This is a genomic window from Micromonospora sp. R77 (assembly GCF_022747945.1).
In the GTDB taxonomy this organism is placed as follows: Bacteria; Actinomycetota; Actinomycetes; order Mycobacteriales; family Micromonosporaceae; genus Micromonospora.
On sequence record NZ_JALDST010000001.1, the window covers coordinates 5206798 to 5229190 of the forward strand.

A 22393-nucleotide genomic window follows, 5' to 3' on the forward strand; every position below is an offset into this window, starting at 1 on the left:
GCCGTGCCCGCACCGCGCCGACCGGACCGCCGGACGTTACGCCTTGACGTCCTCCGTGTTATCGCTCACAGTCGATGGATCAGCTCATGTTAGCGCTAACACAAATTCGGTGCTGGCGGCGCCGGGCCGTCCACCGTCCGTCTCCTGAGGAGGAACATGGCAGTCATCGGTCAGGTGGGACCGGGCGTGCGCAGGCGCGGTCGGCTGTCCCGGCTCGTCGCCGCCGCGGCGGCGATGCTGCTCGGCGCCGGGACCGTCGCGGTGCTCCCGGCCACGGCGCAGGCCGCGACCGTGGACACCGGCGCGTGGTACGTGCTGGTGAACCGGAACAGCGGCAAGGCGCTGGACGTCTACAACCAGGCCACCACCGACGGGGCGCGGGTCACCCAGTGGACCCGCAGCGACGGCGCCAACCAGCAGTGGCAGTTCGTCGACTCTGGCGGCGGCTGGTACCGGCTGCGCTCCCGCAACTCCGGCAAGGTGCTGGACGTCTCCGGCGCGTCGACGGCCGACGGCGCCGGGCTGATCCAGTGGTCGGACGCCAACGCGATGAACCAGCAGTTCCAGCTGGCGGACTCGGCCGGCGGGTACGTCCGGCTGATCGCCCGGCACTCCGGCAAGGCCGTCGAGGTGCAGAACGCCTCGACCGCCGACGGCGCCAACGTGGTGCAGTACACCGACTGGGGTGGCAACAACCAGCAGTGGCAACTGGTCCGTCTCGGCGACACCGGCACCCCGAACGGCACCACGTACACCAACCCGGTGCTGTGGCAGGACTTCGCCGACGTGGACGTCATCCGGGTCGGGGACACCTACTACCTCTCCTCGTCGACCATGCACTACTCGCCGGGCGCGCCCGTGCTGCGCTCGTACGACCTGGTCAACTGGGAGTTCGCCGGGCACTCGGTGCCCCGGCTGGACTTCGGCACCAAGTACGACCTGACCGGCGGCGGGCGGGCGTACGTCAACGGCATCTGGGCGTCGGCGCTCAACTACCGCGCCAGCAACGGCACGTTCTACTGGATCGGCTGCATCGACTTCAACAGGTCGTACGTGTACACGTCGACCTCGGTCAGCGGCACCTGGCAGAAGCGCGCCGAGATCAACAACTGCTACTACGACGCGGGACTGCTGGTCGACGACAACGACACGATGTACGTCGCGTACGGCAACAGCACGCTGCACGTGGCGCAGCTGTCGCCGGACGGGCTGAGCCAGGTGCGTACCCAGCAGGTGTTCACCACGCCGTCGAGCATCGGCACGCTGGAGGGCTCGCGGTTCTACAAGCGCAACGGCTACTACTACATCTTCGTCACCAAGCCGGCCAACGGGCAGTACATCCTCCGGTCCACCAGCCCGTGGGGCCCGTACGAGTCGCGCCAGGTGCTGCTCAACATGGCCGGCCCGATCGCCGGCGGGGGCGTACCGCACCAGGGCGGCCTGGTGCAGACCCAGAACGGCCAGTGGTACTACATGGCGTTCGTCGACGCGTACCCGGGTGGCCGGGTGCCGGCGCTGGCGCCGATCACCTGGACGGCCGACGGCTGGCCGCAGGTCCAGACCGTCAACGGCGCCTGGGGCAGCAGCTACCCGTCCCCGTTGCCGCCCCGGCCGGTGGCACCGATGACCGGCGCGGACACCTTCACCGGCACGACGCTGAGCCCGCAGTGGGAGTGGAACCACAACCCGGACGACACGAAGTGGTCGACCGGCAGCGGGCTGCGGTTGCAGACCGCCACCGTCACCGGTGACCTCTACAGCGCCCGCAACACGGTGACCCGGCGCATCCAGGGGCCCACCTCCACCGCCACCGTCGAGCTGGACTACTCGACCATGCGAGACGGCGACCGCACCGGCCTGGCCGTGCTGCGCGACTCGTCGGCCTGGATCGGCGTACGCCGGGACAACGGCGCCACCCGGGTGGTGATGACCAACGGCCTGACCATGGACAGCAGTTGGCGGACCACCGGCACCGGCGCCGAGATCGCCGGCGCGCCGGTCAGCGGCGGCCGGATCTGGCTGCGGGCCAAGGCCGACATCAGGCCGGGCAGCGGACGGCAGGCGTCCTTCTCCTACAGCACCGACGGGGTGACCTTCGTGCCCCTGGGCAACGTGTTGACGTTGAACAACGCCTGGCAGTTCTTCATGGGCTACCGCTTCGCGATCTTCAACTACGCCACGCAGGCCCTCGGCGGGGCGGTCACCGCCCGCCGGTTCGACCTGACGACGCCGTGACGGCGCCGGCCCGGCGCCGTCGCCGCCGACGTGCCCGGCGGTGACATGACCCGGCCCGGCCCCGCGTCCCCGAGGAAGGGGTACGGGACCGGGCCGGTTCCGTTCGGTCAGCCGACGGTGCAGGTGGGGGTGCCGGACGGGCCGACCCCGTTGCCCTGGAAGCCGAAGTCGGTGCTGCCACCGGCCGCGATGTGGGCGTTGTAGTCGACGTTGCGGAAGTCCACCGTGCCGCTGGTGCCGCCGGCCTGCGCGCTCCAGGTGCCGGTGACCACCGTGCCGGCGGGTAGGGCGATCCGGACGGTCCAGCCGTTGACGGGTGCGGAGCCGGCGGTGACGTGCACGTTGGTGACGAAGCCACCGGTCCACGACTGCACCGACAGGGTCGCGGTGCAGCCGCTGCCCGCGGGCGGCGGGGTGCTCGGCGGCGGGCTGGACGGCGGCGGGGTGGTGGGCGGCGCGGTGGTGGTCGGCGGCGTGGTGGTGCCGCCGGCGTTCAGCGCGTTCAGCACGGCGGTGTACGCCGGCTTCTTGTTGCCGCTGTTGTCGAACAGCAGCGGGTTCTGCCCGGTACGCCAGGAGTCGCTGTCCCGGATGCCCCAGACCGTGATGCCGGTGCACCGGGACACGGCGAGGCAGGCCTTGGTGACGTTGCCGTAGAGGGTGGCCTGGTTGCTGCCCTGCTCGATGTCCAGCTCGGTGATCTGGACGTCGACGCCGAGGTCGGCGAAGCGTTGCAGGTTGGCCTGGTAGTCGCTGGGCATGCCGGTGCCCAGGTGGGACTGGAAGCCGACGCAGTCGATCGGGACGCCGCGGGCCTTGAAGTCGCGGACCATGTTGTAGACGCCGGTCGACTTCGCGTTGACGCCGTCGGTGTTGTAGTCGTTGTAGCAGAGCTTGGCGCCCGGGTCGGCGGCCCGCGCGGTGCGGAACGCCACCTCGATCCAGTCGTTGCCGGTGCGCTGGAGGTTGGAGTCGCGGCGGGCGCCGGTGCCGCCGTCGGCGAACGCCTCGTTGACCACGTCCCAGGCGTAGATCTTGCCCTTGTAGTGGGTGGCGACCTGGGTGACGTGGTTCATCATGGCCGAGCGCAGGGCGCTGCTGGAGAGGTTCTGCGCCCAGCCCGGCTCCTGCGAGTGCCAGAGCAGGGTGTGGCCGCGTACCCGCATGTTGTGGGCCTGGGCGTGGGAGACGATCTGGTCGCCGCCGGTGTAGCGGAACTGCCCCTGGGTGGGTTCGGTGGCGTCCCACTTCATCTCGTTCTCGGGAGTGATCGCGTTGAACTCCCGGTCGAGGATCCCGACGTACTGGCTGTCGGAGAGCTTGTACGCGGCGACCGCCGCGCCGAAGTAGCGGCCCTTCTCCGCGGCGGACGCGCCGAGGGTGGTGCCCGCGCTCGCCGTGGTGGCGGCCGCGACGACGGCGACGACCGCGATGGCGCTCGCGGCGGCCGGCGCCAGGAGCCGCAGCCGGGAGCGGGTCCGCGGCTCGCGGTGGTCCGGTAGGTGTTCCATGATGCTGCCTTTCGCAGGTGGTGGCCCCGGAGGGCGCGAGGGCCCGCCGGGTGAGCGGTTGGTGACGGGTGCGTCAGGGAGCCGGTCCGGTGAGCAGGCCGGGGCGCCAGGAGAGGTGGTCGTGGCCGCCGTCGGGGACCGGCCCGTCGGCGCGTGGCGTCAGCGTGGTGGTGGTCGAGGCAGCTGGTGCCCCTGACCGGCGGTGTCCTCACCCGTCACCGCACGTCGACCGGTGCCGGACCGGTGCCCTTCGAGCGGGCGGCGACTGCACAAGGGGAGGAGTTCCGCGGCTCCTGCGCGCCGAACATAGCATGTTATCGATAACAGGTACAGCCGCTGTCGACGACGCTCCGATGGGGACGATGGGGCGTACGTGCGGCTCGGCGGTTGCGATGTTAACGCTCACACGTTAGGTTGCGGTAACCCGGAGCGCAGGGCACGCTCCGACACCCGGACGGGGTGTCGACCGGTGCGGCGGCGGTCCCATCGGCGCCCGCGACGGGCCGCCGCGCCCCGCGCGTGGCCGGTCCCGGTGGGTCGTGGGCCGGGAACGGCGGCCGACTTCCGGTCCGATGGGGTCCCGGCCGGGCCGCGGTCGTCCGGGCGCCTGCCACCTGCGGGCCGGGCTGCGGTCTCCCCGACTCCCCACCACCGAGCTACGCCGCCATCCGTGCGGCAGAGGGAGTTCCATCATGCTCAGACATCGATCAGTGCTCGGGGCCCTCGCGGCCTCGGCGATGCTCGTCGCCACGGCGGCCACCGTGTGGAGCGGCAGCCTCGGCGCGAGCGCGGCGGCCGCCGAGGTCGGCGCCGCCGCGGCGACCGCCGGGTGCGGCAAGGCACCCACCCTGGCGAGCGGCACGCGCACGATCACCAGCAGCGGCAAGACCCGCACCTACATCCTCCGGGTGCCGGACAACTACGACAGCAACCACCCCTACCGGGTGGTCTTCGGCTTCCACTGGCTCGGCGGCACCGCCACCGACGTGGCCACCGGGCAGACCGTCACGCGGGACGTCTGGTCCTACTACGGCCTGCAGCGGCTGGCGAACAACAGCACCATCTTCGTGGCGCCGCAGGGCTTCAACAACGGCTGGGCCAACAGCAACGGCGAGGACATCACCTTCGTCGACGACATGGTCCGTCAGCTCGACGCCGGTCTCTGTGTCGACACGACGCAGCGCTTCGCGGTGGGCTTCAGCTACGGCGGGGCGATGAGCTACTCGATCGCCTGTTCCCGGCCCACCATGTTCCGGGCGGTCGCGGTCCAGTCGGGCGGGGTGCTGAGCGGCTGCAGCGGCGGCACCCAGCCGATCGCGTACCTGGGGGTGCACGGCATCCGGGACGGGGTGCTCAACATCTCCGGCGGGCGGGCGCTGCGCGACCGGTTCGTCCGCAACAACGGCTGCACCGCGCAGAACCCACCCGAGCCGACCCAGGGCAGTCTGACGCACCGGGTCACCACCTACTCGGGCTGCTCGGCCGGGCACCCGGTGGCGTGGGCGGCGTTCGACGAGGGCCACATCGCGGCCCCCCAGGACGGGGCCACCGGCGACAGCGGTTACCGGACGTGGGTACCGGGCGTGGTCTGGTCCTTCTTCACCCAGTTCGAGGGCAGCACGCCGACGCCCACCCCCACCACCACCCCCACGCCGACCCCGACCACGCCCACCCCGACCCCGGGCGGCGCCGCCTGCCGGGTGAGCGCGACGGTCAACGCGTGGGGCAACGGCCTGACCGAGGACATCACGGTCACCAACACCGGCACCAGCACGATCAACGGGTGGTCCCTGGTCTTCACCCTGCCCGGCGGCCAGAGCATCGTCTCCGGCTGGAACGCCACCTACTCGCCCAACTCCGGGCAGGTGACGGCGCGCAACGTCGACTACAACGGGACCATCGCCCCGAACGCCTCGGTGAACCTGGGCTTCCAGGCCAACCACACGGGCAGCACCGCGAAGCCGAGTTCGTTCACCCTCAACGGGGCGACCTGCTCGGTGGCCTGATCGCCGGAGCCCGGGGACTCGGCGCCGAGCCGTATCCGGGAAGGCCGGACGTGGTCCGGCGCGGGCATCCGCGCCGGACCACGTCCGTTCGTCCGGACGGTGGGACGACCCGTGGGCCGCGAGCCGGCCCCGGCCGGTCGTCCGGCCCCGGACGACGGAACGGGCGTTCGCCCCCGTCGGTGCGAACGCCCGTTCCCGGCTGGTCAGGCGGAGGTCAGCGAGAAGCTGGAGCACGTCGATGGTCGCCGAGGTGGTGCCGCTGGTGCGGACGAAGGAGAAGACCGCGTTGCTGCCGTTGGAGCCGGGTGGACGTTCCAGGTGTGCCCGCCCACCCTGCCGTTACGGGCGTTCGGCGCCGCCCCGTTGCTGTCGTAGGAGCCGGCGAAGTCCCGTCCGAGGGCACCGCCCGGCTGGGGCCGAAGACTGGAAGCGTGACGTACGTCGATGTTAACGTTCTCGAAATCGCTGTGGAACCCGGGTCGGACGGGCTGCCCCCGGGATTGTGATCGATAACAGGGCCGGTGCCGATCACGCCTTCACGGCGGAGGGCTGACCGGTTCCGCGTCCGCCGACGTGCCCCCGGCCGGCCCGGCACCGCCATCACCCGCCGTCCCGTCGACGGCCACCGAGGCCCGTCGGCGGACGCCCACCTGCCGCGGCGTACGCCGTCGCGGGAAGGAGAACTCATGAGACGTACCGCCTCGCGCTGGGGCAGCGCCCTCGCCGCCGCGCTGCTGCTGACCGGTGCCGCGCTCGGACTGCGCCCCACCGCCTCGCTCGCCCTGGACAACGGGGTGGCCCGTACGCCGCCGATGGGCTGGAACAGTTGGAACTCGTTCGGCTGCAACATCAACGAGTCGCTCATCCGGCAGTCGGCCGACGCCATCGTCACCAGCGGCATGCGCGACGCCGGCTACCAGTACGTGGTCGTCGACGACTGCTGGTTCAACCCCAACCGCGACTCCGCCGGCAACCTCCAGGGTGACCCGGGCCGTTTCCCCAGCGGCATGAAGGCGCTCGGCGACTACCTGCACAGCAAGGGCCTGAAGTTCGGCCTCTACCAGGTGCCGGTCGACAAGACCTGCGCGCAGTACTTCGGCGGCTATCCCGGCGCCACCGGCAGCCAGGGACACGAGGCGCAGGACGCCCGGCAGTTCGCCGCCTGGGGCGTGGACTTCCTCAAGTACGACTGGTGCTCGCCCAACGGCACCATCGACCAGCAGGTGGCCACCTTCGCCAGGATGCGCGACGCCCTCGCCGCCACCGGCCGGCCGATCGTCTACAGCATCAACCCGAACAGCATCCACGCCAAGACCGGGCCGCAGCGCAACTGGGGCGACGTGGCCAACATGTGGCGGACCACGGAGGACATCACAGGAGCCTGGGACACCGGCCAGACCAACGGCTACCCGATGGGCATCCAGAACATCATCAACGTCACCGTGCCGCTGGCCGGCTACGCGCGCCCGGGCGGTTTCAATGACCCGGACATGATGGAGGTCGGCCGGGGTGGCCTGACCGACACCGAGACGCGCAGCCACTTCGCGATGTGGGCGGTGCTCGCGTCGCCGCTGATCGCCGGCAACGACGTCCGCTCGATGTCCTCGGCCATCCAGCAGATCCTGACCAACCGCAACCTCGTCGCGATCAACCAGGACACCCTCGGGCTGCAGGCCACCCAGGTCTCCTTCGACGGTACCCGCCGCGTGCTGGCCAAGAAGCTGGCCAACGGCGACGTCGCGGTGGCCCTGTTCAACCAGGGCGGCACTACCACCACGATCTCCACCACCGCGGCCGCGATCGGCAAGAGCGGCAGCAGTTTCACCCTGCTCGACGCGTGGACCAACGCCACTGGCACCACCGGCGGCGCCATCTCCGCCAGCGTCCCCGGCCACGGCACGGTCGTCTACCGGGTCAGCGGCGGCGGCACCACGACCCCGCCGCCGACCACCGCCGGCGCCCTGGTCAGCGCCGCCTCGGGCCGCTGCCTGGACGACCCGCAGAGCAACACCACCAACGGCACCCAGCCGGTGATCTGGGACTGCAACGGCGGCGCCAACCAGCAGTGGACCGCCAGCGGTGACACCCTCCAGGTCCTCGGCAAGTGCCTCGACGCGCCCGCCAACGCCACCGCCGGCACCAAGGCGCAGCTCTGGGACTGCACGGGCGGCACCAACCAGCGCTGGACCCGCAACACCGACGGCACCATCCGGTCCCAGCAGAACGGCCTCTGCCTGGACGTCAACGGCGCCGCCACCGCCAACGGCACCACCGTCATCCTCTGGACCTGCACAGCCGCCGCGAACCAGCGCTGGACGCTGCGATGACCGTCCCCCCGACCGAGAGCGAGCCCCGATGAGAAAGACACTCCGCGCGGCACTCGCCGCCGCCCTGCTGCCGCTGGTCGCCGCCGTGGCGGTGCTGACGGCGCAGCCGGCCTCCGCCGCGACCCTCACCCAGGTGACCAACTTCGGCACCAACCCCACCAACCTCAACATGTACGTCTACGCGCCGACCACCGTCGCGCCGAGGCCGGCGCTGCTGGTCCTCGTGCACTACTGCACCGGCTCGGCGAGCGGGATCTTCAGCGGCAACGGTCACGACTACGTCACCGCGGCCGACCGCTACGGCTACGTCATCGTCCTGCCCGAGGCCACCCGCAGCGGGCACTGCTTCGACGTCTCCTCACCGGCCGCGCTGCGCCGCAACGGTGGCAGCGACTCGACCGGCATCATGTCGATGGTCAACTGGGCCCGGCAGAAGTACGACGTGGACCCGGGCCGGATCGTGGTCAGCGGGTTCTCCTCCGGCGCGATGATGACCAACGTGCTGGCCGCCGAGTACCCCGACGTCTTCGCCGCGGCGTCGGCGTTCTCCGGGGTGCCGGCCGGGTGCTTCGCCACCTCGGACGGCTCCCTGTGGAACAGCCAGTGCTCCGGCGGGAACGTCATCCGGACCGCCCAGCAGTGGGGGGACACCGCCCGCGCCATGTACCCGGGCTGGACCGGCGGCTACCCCCGGATGCAGGTCTGGCACGGCACCACGGACGCCACCCTCGCATACCCGAACCTCGGCGAGGAGATCAAGCAGTGGACCAACCTCCACGGCCTGGGCCAGACGCCGGCGTACACCGATCATCCGCAGTCGAGCTGGACCCGCACCCGCTACGGCGCCACCGGCACGCGGGCCACCGTCGAGGGCGTCAGCATCTCGGGCACCGGGCACACCCTGCCGCAGGCCGGCATGCTCGCGTACGCGATCTCCTTCCTCGGCCTGGACGCCGCACCCACCACCCCCTCGCCGACCACGAGCCCGTCGCCGACCACCTCGCCGTCGGGCAGCCCGTCGCCGAGCGGTCCGCCGCCCACCGGCGGGACGGGCACCTGCCGGGTGGCCGCCACGGTGAGCGCCTGGGACACCGGACTCACCGAGAGCATCACCGTCACCAACACCGGCGGCGCTCCGGTCAACGGCTGGTCCCTGTCGTTCGCCCTGCCCGCCGGCCAGACGATCACCAACGGCTGGAACGCGACCTACGGTCCGAGCGTCGGGCTGGTCACCGCCCGGGACGTCGGCTACAACGCCGGCATCCCGCCGGGTGGCTCGCAGACCATCGGGTTCCAGGCCACCCACACCGGCAACAGCGCTCCGGCGTCGGCGTTCACGCTCAACGGGGTCGCCTGCTCGCGGGGCTGACCACATCGCCCCGCCCGGCCGGCCGACCCGCGGCCGGTCGGGCCGGGCGCACGCCACCGGACGAAGCGGTGCCCCAGGACCCGCGAGGGTGCGCCGGGGCCTCGTCGCGCGCGTACCCCTGGGTGCGGATCGTGGCCCGCGCGGGCCTGACTCGTTGATCTCGTGGGCGGGGACACGCCGTCGGCAAAAACTTGAACCATTCCAAAAGAGTGGGCTATGTTCGTGGCATGACGGGCGACTTCGAGGCGCGACTACGGGCGGCCTCGCTGCGCGTGACGCGACCCCGGTTGGCCGTGCTCGCCGCGCTGCGCGACCGTCCGCACGCCGACACCGACACGGTGATCACCCTGGTGCGGGCGGACTGCCCCACCGTGTCCCACCAGGCGGTGTACGACGTGCTGCGGGCACTCACCCACGCCGGCCTGGTCCGCCGCATCCAGCCCGCCCGGGCGACCGCCCGGTACGAGTTGCGGGTGGGGGACAACCACCACCACGTCGTGTGCCGCTCCTGCGGCGCGATCGCCGACGTCGACTGCGCCGTCGGCCCCGCACCCTGTCTCACCGCCTCCGACGACCACGGCTTCGTGGTCGACGAGGCGGAGGTCGTCTACTGGGGCACCTGCCCCGGCTGCGCGACCGAACGCACCGCCCAGTGACCCGCCAGTCCGGAAGGAAGCAGATGAGCGACACCCAGGACAACCCCACCGCCAGCGCGCAGGGCGTGGACCAGAAGGCGGCGGCCGGATGCCCCGTCGCGCACGACTCGGTGACCGCGCAGGGCAGTGAGAGCGAGAACCCGGCGATCGACTCGCCGACCCCGAAGACCGGTGGCCGGCCGCGTACCAACCGGGACTGGTGGCCCAACCAGATCGACCTGTCGGTCCTGCACACCCACTCGGCGAAGAGCAACCCGCTGGGCGAGAACTTCAGCTATGCCAAGGCGTTCGCCGGGCTCGACGTCGAGGCCCTGAAGCGGGACATCACCCAGGTCCTCACCACCTCGCAGGACTGGTGGCCGGCCGACTTCGGCCACTACGGCGGCCTGATGATCCGGCTGAGCTGGCACGCCGCCGGCACCTACCGCATCCACGACGGTCGCGGCGGCGCCGGCGACGGCAGCCAGCGGTTCGCGCCGCTCAACAGCTGGCCGGACAACGCCAACCTGGACAAGGCCCGCCGGCTGCTCTGGCCGGTCAAGCAGAAGTACGGCCAGCAGCTCTCCTGGGCCGACCTGCTGGTGCTCGCCGGCAACGTCGCCCTGGAGTCGATGGGCTTCAAGACCTTCGGCTTCGGCTTCGGCCGCCAGGACATCTGGGAGCCCGAGGAGATCTTCTGGGGCCCGGAGGACACCTGGCTCGGTGACGAGCGTTACCTCGGCGACCAGAAGATGGCCGACGAGGTCGGCGCGACCGAGATGGGCCTCATCTACGTCAACCCGGAGGGCCCCAACGGCAACGCCGACCCGCAGGCGGCGGCGTACTTCATCCGTGAGACCTTCGCCCGGATGGCGATGGACGACGAGGAGACCGTCGCCCTCATCGCCGGCGGCCACACCTTCGGCAAGACCCACGGCGCCGGTGCCGCCGACGGCCACGTCGGCCCCGAGCCCGAGGGCGCCCCGCTGGAGGCGCAGGGCCTGGGCTGGCTGAGCACCTACGGCAGCGGCAAGGGCGGGGACACGATCACCAGCGGTCTCGAGGTGACCTGGACCGACCGGCCGACGCAGTGGAGCAACCGCTTCTTCGAGATCCTCTTCGGCCACGAGTGGGAGCTGACCACCAGCCCCGGCGGCGCGAAGCAGTGGGTCGCCAAGGACGCCGAGGCGATCATCCCGGACGCCCACGACCCGGCGAAGAAGCACAAGCCGACGATGCTCACCACCGACCTGGCGCTCCGCGTCGACCCGACGTACGAGCGGATCTCGCGCCGCTTCCTGGAGCACCCGGACGAGTTCGCCCTGGCGTTCGCCAAGGCCTGGTACAAGCTGCTGCACCGCGACATGGGTCCGGTCAGCCGCTTCCTCGGGCCGTGGGTGCCGGAGGCCCAGCTGTGGCAGGACCCGGTGCCGGCCGTCGACCACGAGCTGGTGACCGACGCCGACGTCGCCGCCCTCAAGGCCAAGGTGCTGGAGTCGGGCCTCACCGTCGCCCAGCTGGTCTCCACCGCCTGGGCGTCGGCCGCCAGCTTCCGCTCCACCGACAAGCGGGGCGGCGCCAACGGCGCGCGGATCCGCCTCGAGCCGCAGCGCAGCTGGGAGGTCAACCAGCCCGAGCAGCTCGCGACGGTCCTGAAGACCCTCGAGGGCATCCAGCAGGAGTTCAACGCCGCCGGCGGCGCGAAGATCTCCCTCGCCGACCTGATCGTGCTGGCCGGCTCGGCCGCCGTCGAGAAGGCGGCGCGGGACGCCGGCGTCGAGGTGACCGTGCCGTTCCACCCGGGCCGTACCGACGCCGGCCAGGAGCAGACCGACGTCGAGTCGTTCCGGGTCCTGGAGCCGCGGGCCGACGGGTTCCGCAACTACCTGCGGGCCGGCGAGAAGACCCAGCCGGAGGTGCTGCTCGTCGACCGGGCGTACATGCTCGGCCTGACCGCGCCCGAGATGACGGTCCTCGTCGGCGGTCTGCGGGCCCTCGGCAACAACGTCGGCGGCACCTCGCACGGCGTCCTCACCGACCGGCCGGGCGTGCTCAGCACCGACTTCTTCCGCAACCTGCTCTCCCCGGGCACCCGGTGGAAGGCGTCGGAGACCGACGAGCACGTGTACGAGATCCGTGACGCGTCCACCGACGAGCTGAAGTGGACCGCCACCGCGGTCGACCTCGTCTTCGGCGCCAACTCGCAGCTGCGGGCCCTCGCCGAGGTCTACGCCAGCGACGACGCGCGGGAGAAGTTCGTGGCCGACTTCGTCGCCGCCTGGACCAAGGTGATGGAGCTCGACCGGTTCGACCTGGCCTGACCAGGCTCGGCCGACCGGCACGGCCCGCCCGCGCAGGTCCCCTGCGCGGGCGGGCCGTGCCGCCTTCCGGCTGCGGCTATCGCCAGCTGTCGGTGTTGCTACGGGTGCCGGTGGCCGGGGTGGTGAAGGTCCGGTTCGCGCCGGACTCCCAGGTCACCGAGCCGTCCGGGTTCTTCTTGACGTACTTGTACTCGACGGCGGTGTTCGGCGGCAGGTTCACCGTCGCCCGCCACACCGGGTAGTCGGCCGGGGAGAGCGCGACGGCGTTCGCCGGATTCCACCCGCCCAGGGCCGCGACGTTGCCGACCACGAAGACGTTCTGGCCGTAGGAGGTGGTGACGGTGGCGTTGAAGGAGGTGGCGATCGTCGTGCTGACGGTGTCACCGCGGAACGTCTCGGTCACCGGGTAGCTGCCGCCGGCCGGGGTGGTGAAGGTGCGGTTCGCGCCGGACTCCCAGGTGACCGCGCCGCCGGCGGTCACCTTGATGAACTTGTACTCCACCGCCGTGGAGGTGGGCAGGTCGACCGTGGCGCGGAAGGTGTCACCACCCTGCGGGGCGAGCCTGACGGCGTTGGCCGGCGCCCACGAGCCCAGCTCGGGAATGCTGCCGACCACGTAGACGTCCTGGCCGGCGGCCGGGGTCGCGGTGACGGTGAAGGTCGTCGCGACCCGGTCGGTCGGGGTGCCGGTGGGGCTGGCCGTCGGCGACGCGGTCGGGGACGCGGTCGGCGAGGGGCTCGTGCCGGGGCGGGCGTTGACGTGGACGGCGACGGCGTTGTCGGCCGGGATGGTCACCGTGGCCCGGCCGCCGGAGACGGTCACCGTGCCGCCGGTGCAGCCGGTGCCGGTGGCGGTGCCGGAGATGACGTCGCAGTACTGCCCGTCGGCGAGGCCGGTGGTGAAGGTGGCGGTGGTGGCGGTGCCGGAGTCGTTGATGCCGATCCAGGCCCGGTCACCCCGGTGGAAGCCGATCACGTTGCTGTTGACCGTGGTGAAGTCGGCGACCGTGGTGACCGGTCGGGCCGCGTTGGCCCAGCCGACCATGCCCTTGATGCCGGTGCTGCGGGTCAGGCAGTTCCACGCGCCGCCGCAGACCGTGTCGGTGACGTGCCCGGTGCCGTCGTGCGGCGGCGACTGGTTCCGGTCCGACCAGGTGAAACTGTCGTAGACCGACGGCTTGCCGTGCGGGTAGGCCAGCGCGAAGTAGTTGGCCAGGACGTAGTCGCTGCCGTTCTTGTACGACAGCACCACGCCGTCCCGCTCCAGGTCGTGGTTGGTGACCATGGCGAAGACGTTGGCGCTGGGCGCGTCGAGGTTCCAGTTCGGCACGTTCGCCAGCGCCGAGATGGAGCCCTGGAACGCCGACCGGAGGCCCTTGGCGTACCCGAAGTCCAGCACGTCGCCGTTGCCGGTGTACGCCCGGGCCTGCAGCGCGGGGTTGCTGGCGCCGTCGAAGATCTCCTGCGCGACGTACGGGCGCCGGCCCTCGGCGAGGGTGTTGTTCAGCTTGCCGAGGATCGCTGCGAAGTCGTCCTTGCGGATGTGCTTGACCGCGTCCACCCGGAAACCGTCGACCCCGAGTCCGATCAGGTCGTTCAGGTAGCCGGCGATCCTGCTGCGGACGGCGTCCTTCTCGGTGTAGAGGTCCGACAGGGACAGCAGTTCGCAGCTGGTCACCTGGGACTCGTTGTTCCAGTCGGTGATCGCCCCGCTGGTCGGGCAGTTGTCGCCCGGGTGGTGGAAGTCCCCGTTGCCGTAGGGCACCGCGGGATAGCTGTAGCCGGAGAACTCGGTGCCGGCGTAGCCACGGGTGCCGGCGGGGTTGTTGGTCCCGGCCATGTGGTTGACCACCGCGTCGACGTAGACCCGGACGCCGGCCTGGTGGCAGGCGCCGACCATGGCGGCGAACTGCTGCCGGCTGCCGAACCGGCTCTCCAGCCGGTACGACACCGGCTGATACACCTCGTACCAGGGGTGCACGCCGTCGGGGCTGGTGGGCAGGCTCACCGACTCCTGCGGCGGCGCGACCTGCACGGCGCCGTACCCGGCGGGGCCGAGGTGGTCGGTGCAGGCGGCGGCGACCGAGTTCCAGTTCCATTCCCACAGGTTGGCGGTGACGTCGCTGGCGTTGAGGACGACGGCGGCGTTGGCGGGGGTGGGGGTGGCCGCGGCGGTGACCGCTGTCCCACCGGCCGCGACCAGCGCGGCGGCGAGGAACAGGCGACGGACGCGACCACGCGGGTGTGGCCTGGCGGATTCCATGGCAGGGGGACCTCTTCCGTGCTCGAAGGGGTGCGCGGGGCGAGAATGGACGGCCGTCCGGGTAGCGACCACCATGCGCGATTCATGAAAGTCTTTGCAAGACCTTGCGGCAAAGTTTTCGAAACCGGACGGCAACACGGATCCACTAGGTACGCTCTTCGCCCAGCTCGGAGACGTGCCGGCCGGCCGGTCCCGTGGCACGCGCGTCTCGCCCAGCGGGAAAACATGGAGTCCGCGAGCGGCTTCGTTGTGCGGCGGCAAGAAATTTCAGGTCTTGCGGTCGTCGGCGTGCACCGTCCACACTGGCCCGGGCGACGTCCGGCCCGGGACGGCGCCGTCCGGGTCGCGCCCCGCGCGTCAGGGTTCCGGGTCCCCGGCAGCCGGGTCCGCGTCCGGGTGCCGCCCGTCGGCCCCGGCCGGCCGTTGGAAGGCCCGGTGGGTCAACCACAGCGTGGCGACCGCCGCCACCGCCGAGACGACGTTCGCCAGCTTGTCCGCCTCGGAGAGGTAGTTGACGAAGAGCAGCGCGGCGGCCACCAGGACGGCCGCGCCGAAACCGAGGGCCCGGGCCAGCCGCCAGTCCACCCGCAGCGGCCACCGGCGCAACACCGCGCCCACCGCCCACTCGGCGAGGGCCACCACCGCCATGGCCAGCAGCGGCACCTGCCACAGCTCGATCCGCCCGCTCTCCACGCGCTACCTCCCTGCGTGCCACCACCCGTGCGCGGCGGTCATCTCCGGCCCGGATCGAGCGTGTTCGTGATCTCGTCGGTGAACGCGCCGGTCAGCCTGCCGTCCGGCTGGCCGAGGAAGGGCAGCACGTGTCGCCGGACCGCGCCGGCGAAGGCCCGGTACCGCCGGTGCGTGGGTCGGGGCACGGCCTGCTCCAGGGCGCGCTGGACCCGGCCCAGGTGGGGCATCGCCTGCAGCAGCAACGGGTCGTCGTAGGCGTGCGTGAGCGCGGGGGCCAGGCCGTGGGCGGCCGTGACCCGCTGCGCCGCCTCGCTGGTCGCGAACCTGATGAACTCGAGCGACGTCTCGACGTTGGCGGCGTTGGCCACCAGGGCCAGGCTCTGCCCGCCGAGGATGCCGGCCGGCAACGGCAGCAGGTCGACCTGGTGCCGCAGCCCCCGGTACCGGGCGGGCCAGTTGCGCATATGGGTCAGGCCGGCCTCGAACAGGTTCCGGGTGTCCTCCTCGTTGCGTGCCCGCACCACGTCGTTGTGCAGGACCGCGTTCCGCAGCGGGGCCAGCGCGTCCTGCCAGCGGCCCGGATCGTCCGACACCGTGCCGTCCGCGGCCAGGATGCCCGCGTCGGTGGAGAGCGCGTGTTCCAGGACGTTGACCACGAACGCCTCGGTGTCGTTCTCGGTGTCCGGCAGGAGCTGCCCGACGAACCGGGCGACGCCCCGCGCGTCCCGGCGGATCACCTGGGGCAGCAGCGGGCGCCGCAGCTCCAGCCCCGCCGTCACCCGGCTGAACAGCATGCCGACGTCGCTGTTGAACGGCACCGCCCAGTACCGCTCGGCGTCGGGGGCGACCCGGTGGACCTGCTCCACCGCCGGGAAATACGTCCGGGTCGGCAGGCGCACCTGCTGGAGGTAACCCTCTTTCGCGAACTCCCGGATGTCGACGATGTCGAGATTGACGATGTCGACCGCGCCGTTGCGTATCCGTTCGACCATGGCGTCGCGCTCGGCGCGGGAGCCGCCGGGCACCTCGTGCAGATCCACCGTGGCGTCCGGGTGGGCCTCGTTCCACATGCCGATGACGGCGGCCCGCGCCCCGGTCAGGTCCGTGCCGGTGCAGAGCCGGGGCCGACCGTCGAGGGACTTCGACCGGGTGCGCCCGCCGGGCAGGAGGAAGGTGGCCCCGGCGGAGACGAGACCGGTGGCCACCACCCCGGTGAGAAAGGAGCGACGAGAGTACGGCGTGGTCATGTCGCACCCTCTCTCGAACATGTAATCAGCGCATGTCCAAGATTAAATGCATTGTCAAGCGACTATGCAATTCCCATTCTCGGCACATTCATCCCAATCGGGCCTCGATGGCCTCGATGATGCGCGGACGCAGTTCCGCGGCGCGGATGACGGCGTCCACCGACCCCACCTCGACCGCGCGCCGGATGTCGTGCACGCGGTCGAACTCCGCGGCCACCTCGCCGAGTTTCTCCGCGCGTACCGAGGAGCGCAGCTCGTCCAGCTCCGCGGTCAGCGCGGCCCGGTCGGCGCCGGACGCGGCCGAGACGCGGGCCGCCAGGTCCCGCACCCGGGGGTCGGCCGCGGTACGGGCGTCCACCTCACCGGAGAACACCACCGCCGCGGCGGGCGCGCCGCCGAGCACCGAGGCGTACGAGCCCTCCAGGGCCAGCACCGTCATGCCGGGGTTCAGCGCCTTGGAGAAGACCACGAACGCGCCGCCGTGGTAGCGCGAGATCACGCAGAACACGATCGGCCCGCGGAAGTTCACGATGGCCCGGCCGATCTCCGCGCCGTACTCCAGTTGCAGCTTGCGCATCGACTCCGGTGAGCCGTCGAAGCCGGAGAGGTTGGCCAGCACGACCAGCGGCCGGTTGCCGCTGGCCGCGTTGATCGCCCGCGCGGCCTTCTTCGACGAGCGGGGGAAGAGCGTGCCGGCGGTGTAGGTGTCCGGCCCGTCGGTGGGCGGGAAGCCCCGCCGGGGCACCGACCGGGACTCGATGCCGAGCAGGCAGACCGGGATGCCGCCGAGGTGCACGTCCTGCACCACCGCGGTCTCCGCGTCCGCCATGCCCGCCCAGCGTTCCAGCACCGGGTGGTCCTGGTCGGCGAGCGCCCGCATCACGGTACGGATGTCGAACGGCTTCTTCCGGTCCGGGTTGGCCGTCGCGGAGAAGATCTCCCCGACGGTGCTGAAGTCGCTGCCCGCGACCGTGTGCGGGAAGGTGGAGACGTCCCGGTCGACCGGGTCGGTGGTGGTGGCCCGGCGCGGCGCGTCCTCGCCCGGCGCGACGTACGTGTGGTCGTAGTGCGCCATCAGCACGTCCCGGGCGGCCGGCAGGTCCGGCGCCCAGTACTGCGCCTGCCCGTTCGGACCCATCACCCGGTCGTAGCCGCCGATGCCGAAGTTGTCCTCGGCGGACACCCCACCGGAGAAGTCCAGCGACTGCTTGCCGGTGAGCACCATCGCCGAGTCCGGCGTCATCACCAGCACGCCCTTGGTGTGCATGAGCATCGTCGCCTCGGCGTTCCAGTACGGCTGCGCGCCGACGTTGATGCCCGCCACCACGATGTTGATCTCGCCGCCGTCCTGGGTGAACTCCACGATCCGCTTGAGCGCCGCGGCCACCCAGTCCATGTTCTCGGTGCCCGAGGTCATGGAGATCCGGGCGCCGGCGGAGAGCGCGTACCACTCCAGCGGCACCCGCAACCGCTCGGCCAGGTCCAGCGCGGCGATCACCCGCCGGCACTCCGGCTCCGACAGCGCGCCCAGCGACTTGGTGGGGTCACCGAGCAGCACGACCCGGGTGACGCCCTCCGGGTGTCGCGGGGTGGGCGTGGTGACCACCCCGGCGACGATGGCCGCGCTGTTGCGCCCCTTGGGCCGGTCCACCGGCACCAGCGCGTGGTCGTCGTCGAGGTCGTGCTCGACGAACTCGCCGAGCAGGCCGGTCAGCTCGTACGGGTAGACCGTGTTGCGGCTGCTGGCGCGGAGCACCTTCAGCCGGTAGTCGTCGAGCGGCTCGACCGGCTCGACCGGCGGCTCACCGACGGTCAGCGTCGCGCCGCCGGTGGCGTCGAAGGTGATCCGGACGGCCATCTTGGTCAGCTCACCGGTCCGGTGGTCGCGCTGCCGCGCGATGAACAGGATCTCCTCCAGCCCGGCGCCCGCGGTGGTCGGGCGGACCCGCTCGGCGATCATCTCCATCTCCCGCCGGGTGAGGTCGCTCGGCGGCCAGACGTAGATGACGATCCGGTTGGTGTGGAAGCGGACCTTCGACGACCGCTGGGACCGGGCGCTGCGGATCGAGTCGAGGCAGGCCGCGACGGCGTCCTCGATCGTCGGCAGCGCGACCAGCCGCCCGTCCCGCTCCCGCAGCGGGGTCAGGTCGCGCACCTGCGCGAACGCGACGAGACGCTGGTCCGACGGGTTCTCGCGGGCCACGCACTGGAAGAGATAGACCTCCTCGTCCAGCGACGGCAGCCGGGTGAGGTCGAACTTGTGCAGCCGCTCCAACTGCATCCGCCGCGCGATGTACGGGTGCAGGCCCCGGATCAGCCGTTCCTCGGCCATCCCGGTCTCCGACGGGCGGAAGGTGAAGTGGTGGTGCATCACCGCGGCGGCCCGGCCGGCGACGGTGGTGGTGAGCCGGCGGACCTGCGGCGGCAGCGGGTGCGCGGCGATCACCTGGAGCAGCGCGGCGGCCATCGCCTCGTGGTCCTGCGGCTGGTTCTCCCAGGACAGGTAGACGTCGGCGTCGAGGGCGTCCTCGTCCCGGGCGAGCGCGGCGAGGCCGTCCAGCGCGCCACCCAGCGCGTCGAAGGTCACCGCCGTCGAGACCACGGACGAGTCGGCGCGTTCGGCGACCACGAAGGTACAGCCGGCGACCTCGCGGGTGCGGACGGCGGTCAGGGCCTTGTTGCCGTAGTAGCGCCGGGTCAGCACCTCCAGCATGACCGCGTTGTCCAGGTGGTGGCGGACGAGTCGCTGGCCGAGGACCCGCACCAGTGGTTCGGTGCTGCGGACCATCTCGGCGACCCGCTCGGCGCGGTCCGGCGCGTCCGGCTGCTCGTCGAGGTGCCGCAGGTGCGCGCGGGTGCGGGCGTAGACGCGGGCGCGGTTGCGCCGCAGCAGCGGCTGGGCGAACCAGGCGAACACCACGCCGCGGGCCAGGTCGGCGATCACCGGGAAGCGGACCTGCGTCGCGGCGATCAGCCGCTCCATCGTCAGGCCGGCCGGCTCGCGCAGGGCCCCGTCCGGGGCCGGCTCCCGCAGCCAGGCGCGCAGCAGGGCCGCGACGACCGCGGCGTCGGCGGACGCGCGCTGCTGGGCGAGGAAGATCCGGAACACGGCGGCTTCGAGGTCGGGGCACCGGTCCAGCTCGGTCACGCCGTAGTGCCCGAGCGCCTTGGCGAGCCTGGCCTGGAACGAGGCCGGCAGCCCGGCCCGCTCCACGTCGAGGCTCTGCAGGTAGGTGTGGAAGTACTCGCGGGCACTGTGCAGCGGGCCGTCGCCGCCCTCCTCGCCGGTCGGCCGGTTGCGGCTCAACTCGGCGAGGTCGGCGAAGACGGTGACCAGGTCGATCTCCTCGGCCAGCGGCCGGTGTCCGTCCTCGATGGCCGCCTGCCGCGCGACGAGGTAGTCGTCGAGCACCCGCCGGTCGTCGTGCGGGTCGACGTCGAAGCCGAGCAGCAGACCGCGCAGGTCCTCCTGGCCACGTCGGCTGCGGGTCGCCGCCGGCACGTCCACGGGTACGGCGGGCAGGTCCAGCTCGACCGACGGGGCCGGGTCGGCCGCGCTCTCGGCGGTCCCGTCGCCGATCGGCTCCAGCCGCAGCAGCGGCGCGCCGGCCTCCACCTGGCTGCCGACGGAGACGCCGCACTCCTTGAGCCGGGCCGGGAACGGTGCCCGCAGCACCGTCTCCATCTTCATGGCCTCCAGCACCAGCACCGGTGCGCCGGCCTCGACCTCGGCGCCGACCTCCACCGGGGTGGCGACGACCAGGGCCGGCATGGGGGAGCGGAGCACGCCGCCCTCGTCGCGGCTGATCCGGTGCGTCACGCCGTCCACCTCGACCAGGTGGACCGGGCCGTGCGTGCCGGTGGACAGGCGGTGCCGGGCGCCGTTGACGACGATCTGCCCGGTGTGCCGGTCGAACCGGTCCAGCTCCACGTCGGCGGTACGCACCTCGCCGCCCACCTCGACGCCGACCCGGAACCGGTGCGCGCCGACCCGCGCCACGCGCAGCCGGTAGCCGACGCCGCGCAGCTTGAGGTCCAGCGGCCGGCCGCTGGCGTGCTGCACCTGGGGGCGCCCGCCGGCCGCCGTCGACAGCAGCCGCTGCCGCTCGGCCCGCTCCTCCTCCTCGTACGCCTCGATGGCGGCGGCGGCGAGCGCGATCGCCGAGTGCCGGTGCGAGACGAGCCGGCCCTCGCCCCGGACCCGGTCGATCCAGCCGGTGTCCGCGCTGGCGTCGATCACCTCGGGCTGGTCGAGCAGGTCGAGCACGAAGCTCTTGTTGGTCGCGCCGCCCTCGATGATCACGGTGGTGTTGGCCATGGCGCGGCGCAGCCGGCCGAGTGCCTCGTCCCGGTCCCGCCCGTACGCGATGATCTTGGCGATCATCGAGTCGAAGTCGGCGGGGATGGTGTCCCCCTCGCTGACGCCGGTGTCCACCCGGATGCCCGGCCCGGCGGGCAGGTCCAGCCGGGCGATCCGCCCCGGCGAGGGCGCGAAGTCCCGGTCGGGGTCCTCGGCGTTCAGCCGGGCCTCGACGGCGTGCCCGCGCTCGACCGGCGGCTCGCCCTCCAGCCGCCCGCCCGAGGCCACGTGAAGCTGCGCCTTGACCAGGTCGAACCCGGTGGTCGACTCGGTGATCGGGTGCTCGACCTGCAGCCGGGTGTTCACCTCGAGGAACGCGAAGAGCCGGTCGCCGGGGTGGTAGAGGAACTCGACGGTGGCCGCGCCCCGGTAGCCGACCGCGACGGCGAGCCGCTCCGCGGACGCCTTGAGTTCCGCCGTCTGCGCCGGGCCGAGCACCGGCGACGCCGACTCCTCGATCACCTTCTGGTTGCGCCGCTGCACCGAGCAGTCGCGCACGCCGAGCGCCCACGCGGTGCCCTGGCCGTCGGCGATCACCTGGACCTCGACGTGTCGGGCGCCGGTGACCAGGCGCTCCAGGAAGACCACGCCGCTGCCGAACGCCCGCGCCGCCTCCTGGCTGGTCCGCTCGTACGCGTCGGCGAGCTCGGCGGCGTCGCGGACCACCCGGATGCCGCGCCCACCGCCGCCGGCGGTCGCCTTCAGCATCAGCGGGTAGCCGATCCCGTCCGCCGCCGCCAGGGCCGCGTCCAGGGTCTCCACCGCGCCGCGGCTCCACGGCGCCACCGGGACGCCGACCTCCTCGGCGAGGAGCTTCGCGCCGATCTTGTCACCGAGCTGGCGCATGGCGTCCGCGCTCGGCCCGACGAAGGTGACGCCGATCTTCTCGCACAGCTCCGCGAACGCGGGGTCCTCGGCGACGAAGCCCCAGCCGACCCACGCGGCGTCGGCCCCGGTCGCCACCAGGGCCTGCTCCAGCCTCGTCAGGTCGAGGTACGGCCGGGCCGACGCCGGACCGAGCTCGTACGCCATGTCGGCCTCGCGCACGAAGGTGGCGGTACGGTCGACGTCGGTGTAGAGGGCGACGGTCTCGATGCGGGCCCCGGTCTCCGCGGCCAGCTCCCGGACCGCGTGGATGAGCCGCATCGCGGCCTCTCCACGGTTGACGATGGCGACACGGCTGAACACCCGATCGACCCCTCCGGTAGACCTACGATCTGCATGCCGGACGACGGTGCCCAGCAGAGATCACTTTTCCGCCTCCGGGCGGGTGGCGCCATGTCGTTATCGCCGAACCGACACGCCACCGTTTGTAGGAACCCGACAAAACTTTTTGGCCGCCCGCGCGTGCGCGCGGGTGCGGCCGCGGGCCGCGACGCCGGCGGGCCGGGCCGGTACGGATGTCGTACCGGCCCGGCCCGTGGGT

11 protein-coding genes are annotated in these 22393 nt (G+C 72.1%); 6 read left to right on the forward strand and 5 right to left on the reverse strand.

The annotated features are described in order from the left end of the window. Positions 1-156 precede the first annotated feature (156 nt). Positions 157-2235 (forward strand): family 43 glycosylhydrolase, encoded by a 2079-nt coding sequence (locus MRQ36_RS24525; protein ID WP_242799079.1) that lies wholly within the window; start codon positions 157-159, stop codon positions 2233-2235. A 107-nt stretch (positions 2236-2342) separates the two neighbouring features. On the opposite strand, the gene MRQ36_RS24530 is transcribed toward MRQ36_RS24525, so the two are convergent. After that, positions 2343-3746 carry an endo-1,4-beta-xylanase gene (locus MRQ36_RS24530; RefSeq protein ID WP_242799081.1) on the reverse strand — a complete coding sequence of 468 codons (1404 nt, stop codon included), beginning with the start codon at positions 3744-3746 and terminating at the stop codon, positions 2343-2345. Between the two features lie 692 nt (positions 3747-4438). Between MRQ36_RS24530 and MRQ36_RS24535 the strand changes: the two genes are divergently transcribed. From MRQ36_RS24535 to katG, 5 genes are all read left to right on the forward strand, one after another. Next, the gene (locus MRQ36_RS24535; RefSeq protein WP_242799083.1) at positions 4439-5752 is read left to right on the forward strand and encodes a cellulose binding domain-containing protein; all 1314 of its coding nucleotides are present in this window, start codon (positions 4439-4441) and stop codon (positions 5750-5752) included. Between the two features lie 686 nt (positions 5753-6438). After that, positions 6439-8079, forward strand: a complete 1641-nt coding sequence (locus MRQ36_RS24540; RefSeq protein ID WP_242799085.1) for a ricin-type beta-trefoil lectin domain protein — start codon at positions 6439-6441, stop codon at positions 8077-8079. Positions 8080-8107: 28 nt separating this feature from the next. Beyond that, on the forward strand, positions 8108-9448 hold the full coding sequence (locus tag MRQ36_RS24545; RefSeq protein WP_242799087.1) for a PHB depolymerase family esterase: 1341 nt from the start codon (positions 8108-8110) through the stop codon (positions 9446-9448). Between the two features lie 227 nt (positions 9449-9675). Further along, entirely contained in the window at positions 9676-10104 is a 429-nt protein-coding gene (locus MRQ36_RS24550; protein ID WP_242799089.1) for a Fur family transcriptional regulator, read from the forward strand. 23 nt (positions 10105-10127) lie between these two features. Then, positions 10128-12404: a catalase/peroxidase HPI gene (gene katG, locus MRQ36_RS24555; RefSeq protein ID WP_242799091.1), complete on the forward strand. Its 2277-nt coding sequence runs from the start codon at positions 10128-10130 to the stop codon at positions 12402-12404. Positions 12405-12480: 76 nt separating this feature from the next. Here the strand turns inward: katG and MRQ36_RS24560 are convergent, their stop codons facing one another. The 4 genes from MRQ36_RS24560 to MRQ36_RS24575 all read right to left on the reverse strand — a co-directional run bounded on the left by MRQ36_RS24560 (position 12481) and on the right by MRQ36_RS24575 (position 22155). Continuing rightward, positions 12481-14667, reverse strand: a complete 2187-nt coding sequence (locus MRQ36_RS24560; RefSeq protein WP_242799093.1) for a carbohydrate-binding module family 20 domain-containing protein — start codon at positions 14665-14667, stop codon at positions 12481-12483. A gap of 357 nt (positions 14668-15024) precedes the next feature. Continuing rightward, complete coding sequence (locus MRQ36_RS24565) at positions 15025-15360, reverse strand: hypothetical protein (protein WP_242799095.1); 336 nt, start codon at positions 15358-15360, stop codon at positions 15025-15027. A 38-nt stretch (positions 15361-15398) separates the two neighbouring features. Beyond that, complete coding sequence (locus tag MRQ36_RS24570) at positions 15399-16607, reverse strand: extracellular solute-binding protein (RefSeq protein WP_242799097.1); 1209 nt, start codon at positions 16605-16607, stop codon at positions 15399-15401. A gap of 88 nt (positions 16608-16695) precedes the next feature. Continuing rightward, positions 16696-22155 (reverse strand): carboxyl transferase domain-containing protein, encoded by a 5460-nt coding sequence (locus tag MRQ36_RS24575; RefSeq protein ID WP_242799099.1) that lies wholly within the window; start codon positions 22153-22155, stop codon positions 16696-16698. Positions 22156-22393 lie beyond the last annotated feature (238 nt).